The 18,962-nt window shown below is 42.8% G+C and carries 18 protein-coding genes and 1 pseudogene; 13 read left to right on the forward strand and 6 right to left on the reverse strand.

The window, feature by feature from the left end; genetic code table 11:
* Positions 1–3: 3 nt before the first annotated feature.
* The 4 genes from DPG01_RS11690 to DPG01_RS11705 all read right to left on the reverse strand — a co-directional run bounded on the left by DPG01_RS11690 (position 4) and on the right by DPG01_RS11705 (position 5,446).
* Positions 4–798 carry a hydroxypyruvate isomerase family protein gene (locus DPG01_RS11690; protein ID WP_086209864.1) on the reverse strand — a complete coding sequence of 265 codons (795 nt, stop codon included), beginning with the start codon at positions 796–798 and terminating at the stop codon, positions 4–6.
* A 15-nt stretch (positions 799–813) separates the two neighbouring features.
* Positions 814–1,689 carry an NAD(P)-dependent oxidoreductase gene (locus DPG01_RS11695; protein WP_110975210.1) on the reverse strand — a complete coding sequence of 292 codons (876 nt, stop codon included), beginning with the start codon at positions 1,687–1,689 and terminating at the stop codon, positions 814–816.
* Positions 1,690–1,725: 36 nt separating this feature from the next.
* Entirely contained in the window at positions 1,726–2,514 is a 789-nt protein-coding gene (locus tag DPG01_RS11700; protein ID WP_110975211.1) for a crotonase/enoyl-CoA hydratase family protein, read from the reverse strand.
* 118 nt (positions 2,515–2,632) lie between these two features.
* Positions 2,633–5,446 carry an ATP-binding protein gene (locus DPG01_RS11705; protein WP_110975212.1) on the reverse strand — a complete coding sequence of 938 codons (2,814 nt, stop codon included), beginning with the start codon at positions 5,444–5,446 and terminating at the stop codon, positions 2,633–2,635.
* 153 nt (positions 5,447–5,599) lie between these two features.
* On the opposite strand from DPG01_RS11705, the gene cysM reads away from it, so the two are divergent.
* Genes cysM through DPG01_RS11725 form a run of 4 tightly spaced genes read left to right on the forward strand, consistent with a single transcriptional unit; the run spans position 5,600 to position 11,107 of the window.
* Complete coding sequence (gene cysM / locus DPG01_RS11710) at positions 5,600–6,529, forward strand: cysteine synthase CysM (protein ID WP_110975223.1); 930 nt, start codon at positions 5,600–5,602, stop codon at positions 6,527–6,529.
* 21 nt (positions 6,530–6,550) lie between these two features.
* Positions 6,551–7,372 (forward strand): 3'-5' exonuclease, encoded by an 822-nt coding sequence (locus tag DPG01_RS11715; protein ID WP_086209859.1) that lies wholly within the window; start codon positions 6,551–6,553, stop codon positions 7,370–7,372.
* A 6-nt stretch (positions 7,373–7,378) separates the two neighbouring features.
* Positions 7,379–8,767, forward strand: coding sequence for a 23S rRNA (uracil(1939)-C(5))-methyltransferase RlmD (rlmD, locus tag DPG01_RS11720; RefSeq protein ID WP_110975213.1), 1,389 nt, complete (start codon positions 7,379–7,381; stop codon positions 8,765–8,767).
* A gap of 33 nt (positions 8,768–8,800) precedes the next feature.
* Positions 8,801–11,107 (forward strand): RelA/SpoT family protein, encoded by a 2,307-nt coding sequence (locus tag DPG01_RS11725; protein WP_086209857.1) that lies wholly within the window; start codon positions 8,801–8,803, stop codon positions 11,105–11,107.
* Positions 11,108–11,147: 40 nt separating this feature from the next.
* Here the strand turns inward: DPG01_RS11725 and DPG01_RS11730 are convergent, their stop codons facing one another.
* Positions 11,148–11,915: an SDR family oxidoreductase gene (locus tag DPG01_RS11730; RefSeq protein ID WP_110975214.1), complete on the reverse strand. Its 768-nt coding sequence runs from the start codon at positions 11,913–11,915 to the stop codon at positions 11,148–11,150.
* A gap of 118 nt (positions 11,916–12,033) precedes the next feature.
* Here DPG01_RS11730 and mazG point away from each other — a divergent pair, with 118 nt between their 5' ends.
* The 9 genes from mazG (at position 12,034) to yjgA (ending at position 18,677) form a co-directional block, all read left to right on the forward strand.
* On the forward strand, positions 12,034–12,795 hold the full coding sequence (gene mazG / locus DPG01_RS11735) for a nucleoside triphosphate pyrophosphohydrolase (RefSeq protein ID WP_110975215.1): 762 nt from the start codon (positions 12,034–12,036) through the stop codon (positions 12,793–12,795).
* Positions 12,796–12,813: 18 nt separating this feature from the next.
* The gene (locus tag DPG01_RS11740) at positions 12,814–13,212 is read left to right on the forward strand and encodes a ComEA family DNA-binding protein (protein WP_110975216.1); all 399 of its coding nucleotides are present in this window, start codon (positions 12,814–12,816) and stop codon (positions 13,210–13,212) included.
* A 137-nt stretch (positions 13,213–13,349) separates the two neighbouring features.
* Positions 13,350–14,819 carry a polynucleotide adenylyltransferase PcnB gene (gene pcnB, locus DPG01_RS11745; protein ID WP_110975217.1) on the forward strand — a complete coding sequence of 490 codons (1,470 nt, stop codon included), beginning with the start codon at positions 13,350–13,352 and terminating at the stop codon, positions 14,817–14,819.
* On the forward strand, positions 14,816–15,337 hold the full coding sequence (gene folK, locus DPG01_RS11750) for a 2-amino-4-hydroxy-6-hydroxymethyldihydropteridine diphosphokinase (RefSeq protein WP_086209852.1): 522 nt from the start codon (positions 14,816–14,818) through the stop codon (positions 15,335–15,337). Before pcnB ends, folK begins: the two co-directional genes overlap by 4 nt.
* A gap of 4 nt (positions 15,338–15,341) precedes the next feature.
* Positions 15,342–16,151 (forward strand): 3-methyl-2-oxobutanoate hydroxymethyltransferase, encoded by an 810-nt coding sequence (gene panB, locus DPG01_RS11755; protein WP_086209851.1) that lies wholly within the window; start codon positions 15,342–15,344, stop codon positions 16,149–16,151.
* 3 nt (positions 16,152–16,154) lie between these two features.
* Positions 16,155–16,997, forward strand: coding sequence for a pantoate--beta-alanine ligase (panC, locus tag DPG01_RS11760; protein ID WP_110975218.1), 843 nt, complete (start codon positions 16,155–16,157; stop codon positions 16,995–16,997).
* Between the two features lie 26 nt (positions 16,998–17,023).
* Complete coding sequence (gene rapZ, locus DPG01_RS11765) at positions 17,024–17,875, forward strand: RNase adapter RapZ (protein WP_086209849.1); 852 nt, start codon at positions 17,024–17,026, stop codon at positions 17,873–17,875.
* The gene (locus DPG01_RS11770) at positions 17,872–18,141 is read left to right on the forward strand and encodes an HPr family phosphocarrier protein (RefSeq protein WP_110975219.1); all 270 of its coding nucleotides are present in this window, start codon (positions 17,872–17,874) and stop codon (positions 18,139–18,141) included. The genes rapZ and DPG01_RS11770 overlap by 4 nt, the downstream gene beginning before the upstream one ends.
* 2 nt (positions 18,142–18,143) lie before the next feature.
* Positions 18,144–18,677 (forward strand): ribosome biogenesis factor YjgA, encoded by a 534-nt coding sequence (gene yjgA, locus DPG01_RS11775; RefSeq protein WP_086209847.1) that lies wholly within the window; start codon positions 18,144–18,146, stop codon positions 18,675–18,677.
* Between the two features lie 51 nt (positions 18,678–18,728).
* Here yjgA and DPG01_RS11780 read toward each other — a convergent pair.
* Positions 18,729–18,962: pseudogene (locus DPG01_RS11780) on the reverse strand (IS4 family transposase); the annotation flags it as partial.

Genomic DNA, 18,962 nt, shown 5'->3' on the forward strand with positions numbered 1-18,962 from the left:
GGCTTAGCTTTGAGGATGCGTGGCAAAGTATTTTGCCTTCCATGCAAAGGACTGAGTTGAAACAGTTTTTGGTCGATATTCAGCCGCAAGAAAACCATCATAGTTGCTGTGTTGTAACCATTCAAAAATATTTGCATACATTATTTGTGCAGTGTCTGGCTCGTGCCGGCCCGGACAGTCGGCAAACTGGATATGTCCAATATCTTGAATATTTTCTTGTAAGCCTTGAAGGACATCCTCACCCATCATTGCCATGTGATAGCAGTCGTATTGCATTTTAAGTGCAGGATGTTTTACGGCTTCTAACATTTCTTGTGCTTGGGCAATATTTTGTACTAAAAAGCGTGGCATATCTGTGCCGTTGATCATTTCAAAGACAGGTTGAATTTGATGTTCGGTGAACATGTGGCAGGCTAACTTTAAGTTTTTAGCCAAAGTGTTTAAACAAGGCAGGAGGTCAGCGTCCAATGGCTGTTTGCCTGCAAGGATATTCACGCTTGGTACTTTGAGTGCGCTGGCATATTGCACAGCCAACTGTAGGGCCCGATGAAACTCCAGTTCTTTGCCAGGTACACCTGCTAGACCATTACCACCTGTCATGAGGTCTCCCGCGGGAACATTAATCAAGCAGAGGCTTAAGTCATGTAGTGTTAGTTGAGTTTGAACTTGTTCAATACTCAGTTCATAGGGAAATTGGATCTCAACATGTTTAAAGCCTGCGGCTTGAGCTAAAGCAAAACGCTCAAGCAGCGGTACTTCGGTAAAAATCATGGATAAATTTACAGCAAGTTTGGTCATGATTTTCTCCTTTTGTTATTTGGCTTTCTGTTCTACTTGTAATATGACCGAGGCAAGGTCAGCTTCAGCATAGCCTTGTTGTTGATGTGCTTGCAATTGCTGAAGTGCTCGTGCTGCAACGGGGATATCGAGTTGATGGTGGGCTGCGAGTTGCACAGCATTGTTTAAATCTTTAGAGAGGGTTTGTACTTTCCATTGTACGGGTTCAAATTGGTGTGTGGCCATACGTGGGCTTAAAATTTGAAAGGGTTTAGAATCTGCAAAACCACCTGCCAGTGCAGGTGCAAGTAGACGAGTATCTACGCCAGCTTTAGCAGCTAAAGCCACCGCTTCAGCAATCAAGGTGCTATTGGCAGCCACAATCAGTTGATTGCAAATTTTAGTGGCTTGTCCTGTGCCTGTAGCGCCCATGCAAGTAACGCGCTGCGACAGAATATTATAAATTAAAGACAAGTCCTGAATGGTTTGAACATCACCGCCAGCAAAAATCACCAATGTTCCTTGCTCTGCACCTACAGTTCCTCCAGACACAGGCGAATCAATCCATTGCACCTGCTTGTGTTCAGCACGTGCAGCAAGTTTAATCGTTTGCTCAACCGAAAGACTGGAAAAGTCGACAAGTACTTGATTGGCTGTTAAAAACGGCTCTATTTGTTCATAAACATTTTCAACCGCTTTGTCGTCAGCTAAACAGGTGAGGATAACGGGATAGAGGGCTATGTCTTGCAGGGCTAAGTCTGTTGCTCCCAAATCAATGAGTGCATCCTTGGCATTTGGAGTGCGGTTCCAGACCGCGACTTCGAAACCTGCTTGAATTAATCGGGTCGCCATTCGGCTTCCCATGAGTCCCATACCAAGAAATGCAATTTTAGTGTGTCGATCGAAACTCATGGGACTCTCTTCTAAACTGAATGCGGTTAAATGCTGTTATTTGTACTGGCGTGGTACAAATTGGACATCGGGTTGTTTGTCTTTTCTGCGCGCGATTTGGCTGTTTTTACCTAACAGTAATTTGAGTTGCCAAATTTTTTCCATGCGCAAAGATTTTTTTGGTTCATGTTGCATGGCATCAAGTACGTATTTAGAGGCCATGAGCGCATCAGGTGAACGCTGTAGCATTTCTTCTGCAATAGACTGTGCTTTTGCAAGAGGGGATTCATCTAAGTGTGTGACTAAACCGACTTCTTTGGCATATTGAGCATCAAAAATACGTGCTGTAAGCGTGAGTTCTTTCGCAAGATCAAGTCCCACTAAGCCTTTTAAAGAGCGAGTAAGCCCCATATCTGGCACAAGTCCCCAACGACTTTCCATAATCGACATTTTAGTTGCAGGGTGCGCGACACGAATGTCAGCAGCCAAAGCCAATTGCATGCCTGCACCAAAACAAAATCCTTCAATTGCTGCGATCACAGGAACAGGCAGTTCTTGCCAAATAAGAAACGCTTTTTGAAATAGACTTTGCCCAGGTTTAATCAGTTCCCATGCGGCATAGGCGCGATTTTTGGGATTGTTTAAATCAGCAAGGTCAATACCAGCACTAAATACTTGCGCTTCACCAGTCAGAATTACACAGCGAATGCTCCGATCTTTTTTGATTTTTTCAGCGGTTTGCACCAGTTCGCGCAATAAAGCGAAGCTCATGGCATTACGCTTGTCTGGTCGGTTGAGTGAAACAGTCGCGATGCCATTATTTTTTTCAATGCGAAGTAAAGCCATGATGAAAACTCTTATTTTTTGCTTGCATGGAGCATAACATGCACCTTGTTAGGATACATGACAGTGCAGTCATATCAAAAGATAGACAGTACTGACTTTAGTCGTGTTTCGACCGTTTTTAAGAATTATGTTTGATTAAAATTTGTTGTGCAGCATGTTGCACTTGCTCAATGACAACTTTGAGCTCATTAAAACGTTTTATGGTTTCTTGAATGAACTGTTCATCGGCTTTACGTCGCTCTTTACGCAAGGTCGAAACAAACTGCTCAAATGTGCCGGTTGCTTCTTGCAAGTTCGGTACACCGACATAGCGTGTTGCCCCGTATAGGCGGTGTAGAACGTGTTCAAGTTGCGGAAAGTCTTCCATTTCTATCAACTGTTTCATTTCATTTAGTTCCGTGTCGAAACTATCCATCAACATGCGTAGCAGATCAACAGCAAGATCTTCTTTGTTTGCTGCCAATTGTAAGCTTTGTTGCCAGTCCAGTACTTTTGGATCCAGCGCCTCAATCATGATGGCTTTTTCAACCGCGGAGGTTTTGTTGAAACGTTCTGTAGTCCAGTGAGTCAAAATTTGGATAATTTGATCAATTTGAATTGGTTTAGTGACATAGTCATCCATACCGACTTGCAGGAGTTTTTGCTTTTCATCAGCTAAAGCATGTGCAGTTAGTGCGATAATCGGTAAGCGTTTATTATTTTCTAGATTTGACTCTAAGGCGCGAATAGCGCGTGTAGTATCTACACCTGACATGACAGGCATTTGAATATCCATAAAGATCAAATCGAAAGGCTTGCTGTCCTGTTCAAAGTGTTCTTGTAAAATTTCTAAAGCCTGTTGCCCACTCAAGGCCTTGGTGGTAGTGACATTCAATTCACCCAATAATGCTTCAAGTACAATGAGGTTAGGTAAGTGATCATCGACTGCCAAAATATGTAAACCTTGACCATTGAAAGACTCCATTTCGTTATCTTCAAACAAGGGTTGATTGCTGAGTAGTTGAATCAAGGCACTGCGGCTGAGTGGTTGGTATAAAGGCCGTGCGCGGTAGTCATTCAACATGTTTAGATCAAGTGACATTTGATAGCCGTAAACTGCAAGATTACCATTATAGCGTTGACGGATTTCTTTCAATAAGGCCTCAGTATCTCCGCTATGATCTACAATCAGCCAGGTGTTTTCGACATCTAGAGGCAGTTTATTCAGATGGCTAAACAAATCCAAAATTGAGCTGGATTCAATGTGTTTGACATCATAGTCTTCTAGATAGTGGCGTAAAATATTGGCAGTTGCAGGATGCGCTAAATAAGATACGACTTGAATATTGCTAAATTGAGGATGTTCGATGAATTCATCTTCCTCATTGACCATAAACATGGCTGTAAACCAAAAAGTGGAGCCTTTTTCTGTTGGAGCACGTTCTTGGTTGTCTTCAAAGCCAATTTGGCCTTGCATCAGGTGCACGAGTTGTTTAGAAATCGCTAAGCCCAATCCTGTCCCTCCAAACTGGCGAGTGACAGATGCATCGCCTTGGGAGAAGGATTCAAATAATTTCTTACGGTCGGTACCACTCAAACCAATACCACTGTCTTGTACACTAAAATGTAATAAACACTGTCCAATATCATCTTGTTCAAGTCTTGCGCGCACAATAATTTCACCATCAGGGGTGAACTTAATGGCATTGGAAATTAGGTTGGTCAAAATTTGTTTAAAACGTAAGGTATCGCCGACCACATGCTTCGGCACATTGTCTGCATAGTAAAAAGCCATGTCGATATGCTTTTGTGCTGCGAGTGGGGATAGCATATCCATTACATCAAAAATGGCTTCTTCAAGGTCAAAAGTGGCCGTATCGAGTTCTAGCTTACCTGCATCAATTTTTGAAAAATCTAATACATCATTAATCAGTGCTAGTAAGTGTGCAGAAGACTTGCGAATGGTTTGTAAATATAGGTTTTGGTCGTTGCTCAAGTTGTCTTGACGCAACAGCAAATGGATAAAACCGTCAATACTATTTAGTGGGGTGCGCAGTTCGTGGCTAATGTTGGCTAGGAAAACAGATTTAGACTGACTTGCTGAAATGGCTTGGTCACGTGCTTGGCGATAGGTAATGTTTTGCACTTCTAATGTGTCAAGAGTTCGGCGCAAATCGTCTTCTGTCTGCTCAGTGTGTTCCTTTAGTTCTAAAAAACTAAAGTGTAAGCGTTTCACCACATTGGCAATATCGCGCTGCAATAAACGTAATTCACCCGTACTGTTGATGATCATGTGTTGATCAAGGGTGTCGGCATTTAAACGTTGTAACTGCATGCGAATTTCATACATGGGCGCGATCCAACGACGCGAGTAAAAATTCAAACACAATAAAAGCAATAAGAGTGTTAACAAGCCTGTCGCAATCAACACAATCAACACACGATAACGTGCAATTTGTAAGGGTTGATTGTCAACTTCAATCACTAACTGAGCAGGTGAGCCAGCAAATTGGTTGATGGGAAGACCATAGACCGTATTGCCGTTAAAAGACAAGGGGCCAAAAAAATCGGTGCCTTTTTTCAGCGCAGGCCATGGCGCCTGATCTTGATAACCAATGCTGAGTTTATTATTGCCTTTGTCATCAATAATTGCGGCACGGATCAGATGCTTTTCATCCAGCATTTTTTGCATGAGATAACGTGCATTTTCATATTGCCAAGGCGAAGCATTCAATAAATTAATGGCTGCTTCGGCATCGAGTTGATAGCGCGTTAAAATTGCAATCGCCATTTGGCGTTGCTGAGCTTTGGCTGCATTTGAAGTTTCGGTAATCACCAACAATGCACCGACACATGCCAAAATCATAATCGGCACGAAAATAAGGGCAATGAGCTGTCCATAAGCATGATTTAAGTGCAGACGATTAAATAACTTTTTATTGATATTTGACATGATGCAAGCGATTTATTCCCTATGCTTTGAAGTGTAGCATGCTTTATAAAAAATCGACGGTGCTTTAATCACTTTCACGAAAAAGCACGCTAAATGGGTGCAGGGGCAGGCATTTTTCCATACAATAGGCGCACCTCGATCAAGGTGCAAACAATGAGTACTACATCCACTGATTTTCAAGCAGACGAATTTTTGTTAGATCACTATGTTGGAAAAACTCCACTAGTGCGTTTACAGCGTTTGGCTCGTCATACTCAAGCAACAGTATTGGCAAAGTTAGAAGGCAACAACCCTGCAGGTTCTGTTAAAGACCGTCCCGCATATAACATGATTATGCAAGCGGAAAAGCGTGGGCAAATTCAGCCAGGCGATACCTTGATTGAAGCGACCAGTGGAAATACAGGCATTGCACTGGCGATGGTTGCCGCGATGCGTGGCTATCAAATGAAACTGATTATGCCAAATAACATGAGCCAAGAGCGTAAAGATGCAATGCGTGCTTATGGCGCTGAGCTGATTGAAGTGACGAAAGAGCAGGGCATGGAAGGTGCACGTGATTTAGCGTTGCAAATGCAAGAGGAAGGCAAAGGGCTTGTACTCAACCAGTTTGGTAATCCTGACAATGTTGAAGCGCATTATTTAACGACAGGGCCTGAAATCTGGCAGCAAACAGGTGGGAAAATTACTCACTTTGTCAGTTCAATGGGCACGACAGGTACCATTATGGGCGTATCGAAATACCTCAAAGAGATGAACCCTGAGATTCAAATTATTGGCTTACAGCCATCGGATGGTTCAAGTATTGCGGGGATTCGCCGTTGGCCTGAAGAATATTTGCCGACGATTTTTGACCGCAGTCGGATTGATCAGATTATTGATATTCCGCAAATTGACGCAGAAAAAACCATGCGTAAATTGGCACAAAAAGAAGGTATTAGCGCAGGAACTTCTTCAGGTGGTGCGGTGTGGGCATCAATTAAAATTGCTGAAGAAAACCCTGGTGCTATCATTGCATGCATTATTTGTGACCGTGGTGACCGTTATTTATCGACGGGACTTTTCTCTGTGGTTGATCCTGAATAAAACGAAAATAGAGTCTGATATATGCGCCTACCTGTGCTCACCTTTGATATTGAAACCATGACTGATTTGAGATCTGGGGCGCATTTATATGGTTTGGATTTGCCTGAGGCTGATTTGGAGGCTGCACTGACCAAATTGCGTCGCCAAGAGTCAGGCATGGATTTTCAACGTTTGGCTTTGCATGAAATTGTGTGTATTTCAGGCTTGTGGTTGGATGATCAAGGCCAGATGAAACTCTTTTCTTTTAGTCGCGAACAATACTCTGAAGCAGAAATTCTGAGTAAGTTTTTATCTATATTTGATAAGCGCTTACCAACTTTAGTGAGCTGGAATGGTGCGCAGTTCGACTTACCAGTGATCATGCTTCGTGCCATGTATCATGGTTTAACTGCACCTGCTTTGTTCGATCAAGGCGAAATTGACACACAAAAGCGCTATAATAACTATCAGAACCGTTATCATCAGCGCCACATCGACCTTATGGATGTGATGGCAATGTTTAATGGACGTCATTTCCAAAAACTGGATGATGTTGCACATTTGTTGGGTTATCCCGGCAAACGAGGCGATGGGGCTTATCATGTGCCTGAATATGTTCGGGCGCAGGAATGGCTTAAACTCACTAGTTATTGTGAAGGTGATGTGCTGAATACATGGCTGGTGTATTTACGTTGGCTCTTGCTCAAAGGGCAGTTGTTGACGCAAGACCATCGTCATTTGGTTCACCAAACCATTCAGTTTTTACAAACCCAGCCACAGCATCAAGATTTCTTAACGGTGTGGCGTGAGACCTCGCAACATACAGCTTTTACCGCTGCTGATTTTTCTTCTTCCCATATTTAGGTACACATGAAACATAGAGCCAAACCTCGTCCCACTCAACAGCCGAGTTATATCTTTCAGGTTGAGTCTCTTTCGCATGAAGGGCGTGGTATAGCACACTATGGTTCACATCCTGATCATCCTGTAGAAAAGCATGGCAAAAAAGTCTTTATTAGCTATGCTCTGCCTGGGGAAACGGTGAAAGCGCAGATTACTCATGCGGTAAAGCGTTTAGAGGAAGCCGATGCTGTTCAACTCCTCAGTGAAGCTTCTGCTTTTCGTGTCGAGCCAAAGTGTCTGCATTTTAAAAGCTGTGGTGGCTGTAATATGCAGCACATTCATCCCGATGAGCAAATTCGTTTAAAGCAAAATGTACTGCAATCGCATTTGCAGCATTTTGCAGGTATTCAACCTGAAGAATGGTTGCCACCTTTGCGCTCTTTACGTGAAGACTACCGCCGTAAAGCACGCATTGGGGTGCGCTATATTCCCAATAAAGATAAGTTGGTGGTCGGTTTTCGCGAGCGCCAAACCAATAAACTGACTTCAATTGACCGCTGTTTGGTCTTAGATCAAGCGTTTGGTTCGATCACGCGACTGAAGCAGTTACTCCAAAGTCTAACAGCCAAAGCCGCGATTGGTCATATAGAATTAGCGATGGGGGATAGTGATATTGCCCTTACGGTACGACATACTGAAAAATTAAACCCAGAGGATGTCAACCGATTAAAACAATTTGCGTTAGACAAAGGGTGGCAGTTGTATTTACAGGCTGAGGGCCCAGAAAGTTTAAAGCGTGTCGATGATCAACATGCAGCGATGCGTTTACATTATCGTTTAACTGATTTTGATGTGGAATTTGGTTTTAACCCTCAGGACTTTACTCAAGTCAACTCAACCATCAACCCACAAATGGTGAAATTGGCATGTGACTTGCTAGAATTACAACAAGGAGAGCGTGTGCTTGATTTGTTCTGTGGTTTAGGTAATTTCTCTTTGCCTTTGGCTCGATGTGTTGGTGCGATGGGAGAGGTGATTGCGGTTGAAGGTAGTGAGGAGATGGTTCAGCGTGGTGCGGAAAATGCAAAGTACAATGCATTGAGTCAGTTGAAGTTCTTTTCACAAGATTTAACAAAAGATTTTTCGCATCATTCTTGGGCAAATCAAGGATTTGATGCATTATTGATAGATCCTCCACGTGCAGGCGCAGAGGAAATAATGCATTATATGCCTAACTTTGGTGCAAAAAGAATCGTTTACGTGTCGTGTAATCCAGCGACACTCGCAAGGGATGCGGGGCTGTTGGTACAGCAGGGTTATCGGTTGGTTAAAGCTGGTGTGATGGACATGTTTACGCACACTGGTCATGTTGAGTCGATAGCATTGTTTGAAAAAGATAATGAGATAAACGATTAAAGAATATGAAGCGTAAAAATGTAGGAGATGGGTATGGTCACAGTACGTGAGCAACTACCTGGGCGACTTAATGAGTTGTCTCAGGAGGCGACTGTAGAGCATGCCGAACAAGCTCAACATGATTTGGCTGAATGGTTAGATCGTGTTCGAAGCATATTAGATGATGCGAAGCTTGAGCAACTCGAAGAAGTTGCCAATTTGACTTTACAAAAAGAGTTAGAAACCACAGTAAACCACCGTTCCAATATCTTTTATACAGGTATTGAGATGGCGGATATTCTGGCCCATTTGCATGTCGATGAAGATACTTTAGCTGCTGCGATGCTCTATCGTGGTGTACGTGAAGGGGTCATTCCTTTGGCGGAAGTGCAAGAGCACTTTGGTGAACAAGTACATGCCTTGGTCAAAGGCACTTTGTCCATGGGGAAGTTGTCTGACCTCATCGAGCAGAATAAACGCCTCGAAGATCATTTTAATAACAACCAGCGCGAGCACTTAAACGGCATTTATAAAATGTTGATTTCTGTGACCGAAGACGTACGTGTTGTATTGATCAAACTGGCAGAGCGAACCTATGCACTGCGTGAATTGGCGACTTCTTCTAAAGAACGTCAAGAGCGTGTAGCACGCGAGATCTTAACCATTTACTCACCACTAGCACACCGTTTAGGGATTGCGCAGTTAAAGTGGGAACTTGAAGATCTGGCCTTTCGCTATTTAGCACCTGATCGTTATAAAGAAATTGCGACGCTACTGAATGAGAAGCGACTGGAGCGTGAGCAGTATATCCAGTTTGTCATAGATAAGTTGCGTGAAGCTTTGGCTGAACATGGTATAGAGGCTGAAATCAGTGGTCGGGTGAAACACATTTATTCGATTTATCGAAAAATGAAAAGTAAGAACCTGAGTTTCGATCAGCTCTATGACATACGTGCCGTCAGGGTTTTGGTGAAGACCGTCCCTGAATGTTATCACTCTTTGGGGATCGTACATCAAATTTGGCGTCATATTCCGCATCAATTTGACGATTATATTACCAACCCGAAAGCCAATGGTTATCGTTCATTGCATACCGCTGTGATTGCGGAAAATAAATCACTTGAAGTACAAATTCGTACCAAAAATATGCATGAAGAAGCTGAGCTAGGGGTATGTTCACACTTTAATTATAAAGAAGGCGGCAAGAATACTGACCGCTCTTTTAACCACCGTTTACATTCATTGCGTGCAGTGCTTGAGCATTATCAAGAACGGAATGATGCCAATGTACATAAGTCAGATGATGATTCTGAAAATTTTGAACAAATTCAGGATTTTGAAGATTTTGAGAAGATTTACGTCTTTAGTCGTGATGGTGATATCAAAGAACTTCCACGTGGTTCGACCGTACTCGACTTTGCTTATCATGTACACACCCAAGTTGGTAACAAATGCTATGCCGCACGGGTGAATCAGCGCTATGTTCCGCTGACTTATACCTTAAAAACGGGCGAGCAAGTTGAGATTTTAACCAAGAAAGACCGTGAGCCAAACCGCGATTGGTTGGTGAACTCTTTAGGTTATATCAAGACGGCACGTGCGCGTGACAAGTTGCGTCATTGGTTCCGCCAACAAGATCGTAGTAAAAACTTGGAAGTAGGCCGTGAGCTACTCAATAAAGAGCTTTCACGTTTAGCGATTCATCCGAAAAGTATTGATTTAAATGATTACTGCAATCATTTCAATGTCAAAGCGGGTGAAGACATCCTGATTGCACTGGTGAATGGTGATATTAGTCTACATGCGCTGATTAATCAGGTGAATCGTCATATGCATTTGGATCAGGATGAACCTGAGCTGGTGCTGAAGCCGACCTTGAACCCACGTGCTAGCCATACTTTGTCAGCACATGGCATTCTGATTGATGGTTTGGATAACGTTGAGTTGCATGTAGCTCAATGCTGTCAGCCTGTGCATGGCGAGTCGATTGCAGGTTATATCACCTTGAATCGTGGGGTGAGCATTCATAAAATTGCATGTCCAGATTACTTGCGCATGATTCAAAATGAACCTGAACGTGCAGTAGAAGCCGATTGGGAAATGCAGCCAACACGTGGTCAGAGTGTGCAAATTGTGGTGGAAGCTTATGATCGCCGTGGTTTGCTCAAAGATTTGACCCAAGTGATTTTTTCTGACCAAATCAATATTCGTCAGGTTAATACGATTTCTGAAGCAGATGGTATTGCCAATATGAAATTGTTGATTGAGGTCAAAGGCTTATCGCAACTATCAAAACTGTTGGCGCGGTTAGAGCAACAACCAGGCATCATTAGTGCGCGTCGTTTGGTGCAAGGTAACTAAGCGAATTGAAAAAAAGAGCCTGCAATTGCAGGCTCTTTTTTTATTTAGAAAGATATAAGTTGGTCAGGCGATTCAGACATTGGGGACTGATTTTACTCAGTTGAAATAAAAGCTTGGCTTTAGCGCCCACGGCTTGATGGGTTGGAGTTAAAGCCGTATCTTTTTCAACCGCGCGTTGAAAAACGTGTTGTGCTACATCTTCCGCAGTTAAGTGTACTCCCATGTTTTGAATACTCTTCGCCTGCATATCCTGCACCATAGCAGTTTGTACAAATAGTGGCATGACATCGAGCACGCGAATGCCATATTTTTGCCATTCGGTATCTAAGCCTTCGGTGATACCGCGTACTGCGAACTTACTGGCAGAGTACGAGACCAAATCAGCTTGACCATAGATGGCTGAAGCCGATGAAAGGTTGATGACGCGAGCAAAATTTGCTTGTTTGAGATAGGGCAATGCAGCGTGGCAGCCATTCAGTACGCCATTGATATTAATCGACATGGTTTTGTGATGTGCGCCGATCTCTGTTTGTTCAAAAGGCCCTGAGAATAGAATTCCTGCATTATTGACCAAGACATTGAGCTCGCCTGCCCATGTGACAAACTCGGCTAAAGCAGTTTGCCAGTCTTGATAGTTGGAAACATCGAGCTGTCCTGCTTTGGCATTTGGGCCGAGGCTAGCTGCCAGCTGTTCGGCTTGAGCGCTATTGATGTCATAAATCCCTACTTTGTAATGATGTGTATAAAATAAGCGGGCGATGGCTGCACCAATCCCTTGAGCTGCACCACTAATCAAAATACTGCGCATTGAAACTGCTCCTTGTTGCTCTTTTTCTTAATGTTATTGTTGTGATTGGATTGAGCATAACAAATGTATGCCGTCATAATGTAATTATTATCAATATGATTTTTGAAGAGAGATAAACATGGAACAATTGCTGAACGTGATGCGTGAGTTACGTGAAAAATGTCCATGGGATCAACAGCAAACCCCAGAAAGTTTAACCCGCTATGCCATTGAAGAAGCTTATGAAGTTGAAGATGCCGTGCGTTCAGGTGAGGCTGATGAGGTGCGTGATGAGTTAGGAGATTTACTGCTACAGGTGGTGTTCCAGTCGCAGATGTATGCTGAGCAAGGGGCTTTTAATTTTCAAGATGTGGTGCATGCCATCACCGAAAAGTTGATTCGTCGTCATCCCCATGTTTTTCAAGCACAGCAGTTTTCGGCGTTGTCTGCTGAAGAGGTGGGCGAACTTTGGAAGCAAATTAAACAACAGGAAAAGCAAGGTAAGGCACAGTCTAGACTTGACAGTATCAAACACGGGCCTGCCTTACAGCAGGCGGAACAGATTCAAAAAAATGTAGCACAGATCGGTTTTGACTTTCCTGATGTGGCAGGTGCTTATGCCAAGCTTGAAGAAGAATTAGCTGAATTGAAACATGCGGTTCAGCAGCAAAATTCCGATGAAATAGCAGATGAATTTGGCGATTGTTTATTTTCAATGATCAATGTTGGACGTAAACTGAGCGTCTCAAGCGAAATATCGCTTTTGAGTACGATTCATAAATTTCGGACTCGTTTTGCTTTCATTGAAGATCAAGCTTTGCAACAAAACAAAAATATTGAGCACATGTCTTTAGCTGAAATGGATCATCTGTGGGAGCAAGCCAAATTACAATTGAAATAATAAAAATGGTGGTTTGAATTGATAAAAATAAAAGTAAGTTTGTTGATCATTGCTTTGCTATTACTGAGTTTATTGGCTTGGGCGCCGACCAGTTATGCACAGTCTTTTGATCAGAACTACCTGAACTGGAAAGCTGAACAGCAAGCGTGGGATGATCGTATTCAAGTGCCCAAGAGCGTGAAACGTGCTGTGTCTCCAGTTCAACCTCAGTCTGTAACTGATGCGGATAAAATTAGTTTAAACCAAGCCAGTGTTGAACAGTTACAACAGCTTCAGGGTGTAGGTCTAAAGAAAGCCCAAGCAATTGTGGCCTATCGACAAAAACAGGGTGCATTCAAATCCATAGATGAATTACAGCAGGTGACAGGGATTGGGCCTGCCATTTTTCTGAAAAATAAAGCACGTTTGAGTTTATAGTCAAATGGAATACTTTTTTTCATGAATTGCTCAGAATTCTGTTTTGCTTTCGAGAATCAAATTGCCCTTTGATTGTGTTAGAGATATCATTAGCGTCATCTTAGAATTTTACGTTTAGGCGTAGGAGACAGCGGCTTTTGCAAACTTTGCGCGCGTCAAAATGTGGTTTATCAACCGCTCAATTACCTTCTTACATTTTAGATGTGATCGATGCATTAACTAAGGCTGGCTATGAGGCTTATATCGTCGGAGGCGGTGTCCGCGACATGATGCTTGGCCTAAATCCTAAAGATTTTGATGCAGTGACCAATGCAACACCGTCACAGGTAAAAGAAGTTTTCGGACGACGTTGCCGTATTATCGGGCGCCGTTTTGAGTTGGCTCATGTCTATTCAGGTCGTGAGTTGGTTGAAGTTGCAACTTTCCGTGCACCGCCGAAGAAAGAAGTCACCTCAGCGCAAGGCATGATTTTGCGTGATAACAATTGGGGAACGATTGAGCAAGACTTTGCGCGTCGTGATTTTTCAATTAATGCAATGTACTATCAGCCACGCAAGGGCATTGTATTGGATTTTTGTCATGCCGTAGACGATATTAAAGATAAAACATTACGTCTATTGGGTGATGCGCAAACGCGTTTTGAAGAAGACCCTGTGCGAATGCTGCGGACTTTACGTTTTGCTGCAAAATTAGGTTTCTCAATCGATCAGCAAATTCTTGACGTTTTTACCTTGGAAATGACGCAGTTGCTTCGCGATGTTTCTCCGCACCGCCTGTATGATGAATCTCAGAAGCTGTTTACAATGGGTCATCTGAATCGTGTATTGCCAATGCTGATTGACTTCGGAATTTGGAAACAACTATTTGCGGACATTCAGCCGAATATCAGCCCATTTATTGAGCGTGCGGCTAAAAATACGGATCAGCGTATTCAAGTCGGCAAAACCATTAACCCTGCCTTTTTCTATGCGGTGTTGCTCTGGAAACCGTTCCTAGAGCGTTGTGAGTTTTATAGCAGTAAAGGTGTGGTTGCTGCTGAAGCTCGTGCACAAGCGGGACTTGATGTATTAAAACGCCAAGCCACTCGGACGATTATTCCGCGCTTTGCTGAAACGTTTATTCGTGAAGTGTGGGAAATGCAAACGCGTTTACTTAACCCGAAAGCACAGCAAATTCAAGCATTATCAACCCATGCACGTTTCCGTGCAGGCTTTGACTTTTTATTGCTGCGTGAAAAATCGGGTGATGATAGTACGCAAGGTATGGGGCAATGGTGGGATGCATATCAATTAATGAGCACCGATGAAAAAGAACGTGCCATTAGTCAATATAATCGCCAACGTGCAAAAGCACGTCGCAGTGGCAAAGCAAGTGCTGAAGAAGCTGCTGTTGCTAAAACAGTAAGCCATGAAATAGAGCCTCTGGTAAAAGAACAAGAACCACGCAGTCGTCGCACGCGTAAGACCAAACAGCAGTCTGAAGTTCGATCTCAAGTGGGCGCGGTGACTACAACTGGCTCTGCGGAAATAGGTTTAGATCATCCAATTTTAAAACGCAAGCGTGTGAAGCGTGACTTGAGCAGCGTCATTTTTGGGCCAACACAATGAGCATCATTACGTACATCGGTTTAGGGAGCAATTTAGGCGACTCTAAATTGATTTTAACTGAAGCAGTGCATAAGTTGGCCAGTCTCGGGGACGTGAAGATCTCCAAGTTATATCAAAGTCCACCGATGGGACCACAAGATCAGCCCAACTATTTAAACGCCGTATTACAACTCAGTACAGATTTAGCACCTTTGGCGTTGCTGGATGAGCTACAACGTTTTGAACAAGAGTCAGGACGTGTACGTTTACGCCATTGGGGTGAACGCACTTTAGATTTAGATTTACTGCTCTATGCCGAAGAAAAAATTCAGCATGAACGTTTAACTGTGCCACATGTAGGGGTAATGGAGCGTGATTTTGTGCTTATCCCACTGTTGGATTTAGATCCTGATTTACACATTGATGGTATTGCGTTGAAGCAGTTGCCTGTTGTACAACAAGCGACATTAAGTGTGCTTGATGCAGGTAATTGGGCAGCGATTGAATTGAGCAATGCTCAAAATGTTGAAAAGGAATAGTTTGATGATTAGTTTAAATGACTTAAGAAAATTTAAAGCAGAAGGTCGCAAATTTTCCTGCCTAACTTGCTATGATGCAAGTATGGCAAAAGCAATGCAACTAGCTGAAATTGATACTATTTTAATTGGAGATTCTCTAGGGATGGCCATTCAAGGTCGTGATTCCACTTTGCCTGTTACGGTTGAGGATATGGCTTACCATACAGCAGCAGTATGTCGTGGTAATCAACATGCTTTCATTTTGACAGACTTGCCCTTTATGAGCTATGCCACTTTAAATGATGCTCTGCAAAGCTCAAAAGTCGTAATGCAGGCAGGTGCGCAAATGGTCAAAGTCGAAGGCGGTGCATGGCTTGCTGAAACAGTTCAGGTTTTGACACGAAATGGTATTCCTGTATGTGTACACTTGGGCTTAACCCCACAGTCTGTTCATGTGCTAGGCGGTTATAAATTACAAGCGCGCACACGTGAAGCCGCAGACCAGTTGATTGCCGACTGTCAGGCGGTTGTGGATGCGGGTGCGGCAATGTTGTTATTGGAATGTGTGCCTGCACAGCTCGGTAAAGAAATTAGTGAGTTGTTCCCGCATGTACCCGTTATTGGCATTGGCGCAGGTGTGGATACCGATGGTCAAGTCTTGGTGGTACAAGATATGCTTGGACTGACTTTTGGTCGTGTTGCAAAATTTGTACGTAACTTTATGAAAGAACAAGCAGGGGAAACTGCGATTTTGGATGCATTCAAGGCATACCATACAGCAGTACTAGATCGTTCATTCCCAGCTAAAGAACAAACATTTCAAGTCGAGCTGTAAAACATGAAAACTGAAACCACGATCCAAGGCCTCTCAGCATCATTGAACCCTGCGCGAACGGCTCGAAAGAGTATTGGTTTCGTACCGACCATGGGGAACTTGCACCAAGGGCATTTAAACCTTGTACGTGAAGCCAAAAAGCTTTGTGATGTGGTTGTGGTCAGTATTTTTGTGAACCCGATTCAATTTGGTCCAAATGAAGATTTTGATAGCTATCCACGTACCTTAGAGCAAGATCAGCGTTTGTTGGCTGATGTAGGGTGTGACATCGTTTTTGCACCATCGGTTGAACAAATGTATGGTAAAAATCCACGTTTGACCAATATTACTGTATCTAATATCACCAATGATTTGTGTGGTTTACAACGCCCAGGACATTTTGATGGTGTGGCGGTGGTGGTGACAAAACTGTTCAATATTGTGCAACCAAATTTTGCCTTCTTTGGTGAAAAAGACTACCAACAGCTGGCGGTGATTCGTCAGTTTGTCCGTGATCTAAATATGCCACTTGAAGTGATTGGCGTTCCGATTGCACGAGCAGAAGATGGCTTGGCTTTGAGTTCACGTAATGGATACTTAAGTGAAGAAAATCGCCAAAAAGCACCAAGCATTTATCAAAGCTTAAAAGCAGCGGAGCAATCACTACAAACGGGTATCGCTTTAGCTGATGTGTTAACAAATATAAAGGCGACATTGACACAAGCGGGTTTTGTTGTGGATTATGTGGAAGCACGTACCCCAGCTTTACAAAAAGTAGATGCGTTTGATCAAGATGTAGTGTTGTTTGTTGCGGCAAAGCTTGGTGTAACACGTTTAATTGATAACTTGAAAGTGAAACACATTTAGTTCGGGTTTGATGATAAAGGATTAAGATGAAGCGCATTTTAATTGTTACAGGACAGTCTGGTTCAGGTAAATCCTCTGCATTACAAGTATTGGAAGATCTAGGTTATTACTGTATTGATAATTTGCCTTTGGCTTTACTTCCTGAAATCGTGGCGAAACTGGATCGAGAAAATAATCTTGAACAATTAGCCTTGGGTGTGGATGTCCGCAGTACCCGTGCAGATTTGCAAGAGTTTGACTTGGTGTTTGAACAATTGCAAAGACATGGCACGGTCGATATTATTTATTTGACCACCCGTGACCAAGAGTTGATTGCACGTTTTAGTGCTTCACGTCGTCCACATCCATTAGCAACGCGCTTTCAAAGCCTGAATCAGTGTATTCAGGAAGAGAAAACACTTTTATTGCCGATTAACTTGCGCTCTACCGTGCATATTGATACCACCGATAAAAGTGTGCACGATTTAAAGCACACCTTACTCTCAAAGTTAGGACAGTCAGATAATCTGATCCTGATTTTACAGTCTTTTGGCTTTAAACATGGTATTCCACTGGATGCAGACTATGTTTTTGATGTACGCCATTTACCTAATCCACACTGGGATTTGGAACTGCGTAAGCACTCTGGGCTAGACGCATCCGTGCAACAGTTTTTGGAGCAAAGTGGGCAAACGCATGAAATGTTCCAAGATATTTATAAGTTTTTAGATAAATGGTTACCTGCTTTTGCTGAGGGGCATCGTCATTATATGACTGTGTCTATTGGTTGTACGGGCGGGCAGCATCGTTCTGTATATATTGTGGATAGACTAAAAAAAGCTCTTGAGGCAAAATGGTCTGTTCAGGTCCTCCATCGAGAAATGAAGCACTGGTCATGATTGACACAACTGTTGACGTAATTAATAAACTAGGGTTACATGCGCGTGCATCTGGCAAGCTCATTGAAGTGACCACAAAATTCCGTTCTTCTATCCAAATTGGGAAAGCAGACAAATTGGTGGATGCCAAAAATATTATGTCCCTTCTGATGCTAGGCGCAGGGAAGGGCACCACTTTACGCTTAGTGCTTGATGGTGCAGATGAAGAACAAGCTTTATCTGAAATTCAGGCACTTTTTGCAGCAAAATTTTACGAGGCAGATTAATCGTGGCACGTCGACCGCATAGTTTTACTGAAGAAGACTTTGAATCTTTAGAAGGACGTGCAAGTAAAACCGAACAGAAAAAAGCCGTACAACGTATGGCATCTTTGGGTGCGCAACTGGCAGAGTTGAACACTAAACAAATTCAAAACTTACCTGTTGAAGAGCGTTTGATTGAAGCACTTTTGGATGTGAAACTGATTACATCAAATGAAGCTCGTCGTCGCCAATTTTTACGCATCGGCAAGTTGCTGCGTAATGAAGACGAAACAGTGATTTTGTCTTATTTGACACCGCAACAAGGCGCGAAAAAAACCGCTCAATTGCTACGTTGGGTTGATCGTATGATCAAAGATGGTGACCCTGTGATTAATGAGTTTTCCAAAACCTATAATGCAGCTGAGCGTCATACCATTCGCCAACATGTTTTGCGTATTCACCGTGATATGAAACAACAGGCGGATGAAGAACAACTTAAAGCTTCACGTTTAAAGTTGTTTAATTACATTCAGCAAGTGGCTTTAATTTCAGATAATTAAGTCATTTAGATGTAAAAAGGCGACCTTTGAGGCACTGCTGTCCCATAAATATCACAAGAAGAACCTCAACTGAGGTTCTTCTTGTTTATTCCACTTCTTATCAGGAAGAAATAGTGCCTTTAAGAGCTTCCTTCGATCTTTATAAATTGCAGCAATGGTAGATGCAGCTAAATGAAAGTTATTACTTAAAAACTCAAACGTTCTTTTCTTTTTTTCATCATAAAATTCTATACGTCTTAATCGCTTAGGTGCACCACGCTTTTTAGCATAATCGCTACTCAACTC

This window comes from Acinetobacter sp. WCHAc060042 (assembly GCF_003231195.1).
GTDB lineage: Bacteria > Pseudomonadota > Gammaproteobacteria > Pseudomonadales > Moraxellaceae > Acinetobacter.

Excerpts from the sequence above, each read along its gene's own strand:
- DPG01_RS11690 (WP_086209864.1), bottom strand. The coding sequence starts at position 798 with ATGACCAAACTTGCTGTAAATTTATCCATGATTTTTACCGAAGTACCG.
- DPG01_RS11695 (WP_110975210.1), bottom strand. The coding sequence starts at position 1,689 with ATGAGTTTCGATCGACACACTAAAATTGCATTTCTTGGTATGGGACTC.
- DPG01_RS11700 (WP_110975211.1), bottom strand. The coding sequence starts at position 2,514 with ATGGCTTTACTTCGCATTGAAAAAAATAATGGCATCGCGACTGTTTCA.
- DPG01_RS11705 (WP_110975212.1), bottom strand. The coding sequence starts at position 5,446 with ATGTCAAATATCAATAAAAAGTTATTTAATCGTCTGCACTTAAATCAT.
- cysM (WP_110975223.1), top strand. The coding sequence starts at position 5,600 with ATGAGTACTACATCCACTGATTTTCAAGCAGACGAATTTTTGTTAGAT.
- DPG01_RS11715 (WP_086209859.1), top strand. The coding sequence starts at position 6,551 with ATGCGCCTACCTGTGCTCACCTTTGATATTGAAACCATGACTGATTTG.
- rlmD (WP_110975213.1), top strand. The coding sequence starts at position 7,379 with ATGAAACATAGAGCCAAACCTCGTCCCACTCAACAGCCGAGTTATATC.
- DPG01_RS11725 (WP_086209857.1), top strand. The coding sequence starts at position 8,801 with ATGGTCACAGTACGTGAGCAACTACCTGGGCGACTTAATGAGTTGTCT.
- DPG01_RS11730 (WP_110975214.1), bottom strand. The coding sequence starts at position 11,915 with ATGCGCAGTATTTTGATTAGTGGTGCAGCTCAAGGGATTGGTGCAGCC.
- mazG (WP_110975215.1), top strand. The coding sequence starts at position 12,034 with ATGGAACAATTGCTGAACGTGATGCGTGAGTTACGTGAAAAATGTCCA.
- folK (WP_086209852.1), top strand. The coding sequence starts at position 14,816 with ATGAGCATCATTACGTACATCGGTTTAGGGAGCAATTTAGGCGACTCT.
- panB (WP_086209851.1), top strand. The coding sequence starts at position 15,342 with ATGATTAGTTTAAATGACTTAAGAAAATTTAAAGCAGAAGGTCGCAAA.
- panC (WP_110975218.1), top strand. The coding sequence starts at position 16,155 with ATGAAAACTGAAACCACGATCCAAGGCCTCTCAGCATCATTGAACCCT.
- rapZ (WP_086209849.1), top strand. The coding sequence starts at position 17,024 with ATGAAGCGCATTTTAATTGTTACAGGACAGTCTGGTTCAGGTAAATCC.
- DPG01_RS11770 (WP_110975219.1), top strand. The coding sequence starts at position 17,872 with ATGATTGACACAACTGTTGACGTAATTAATAAACTAGGGTTACATGCG.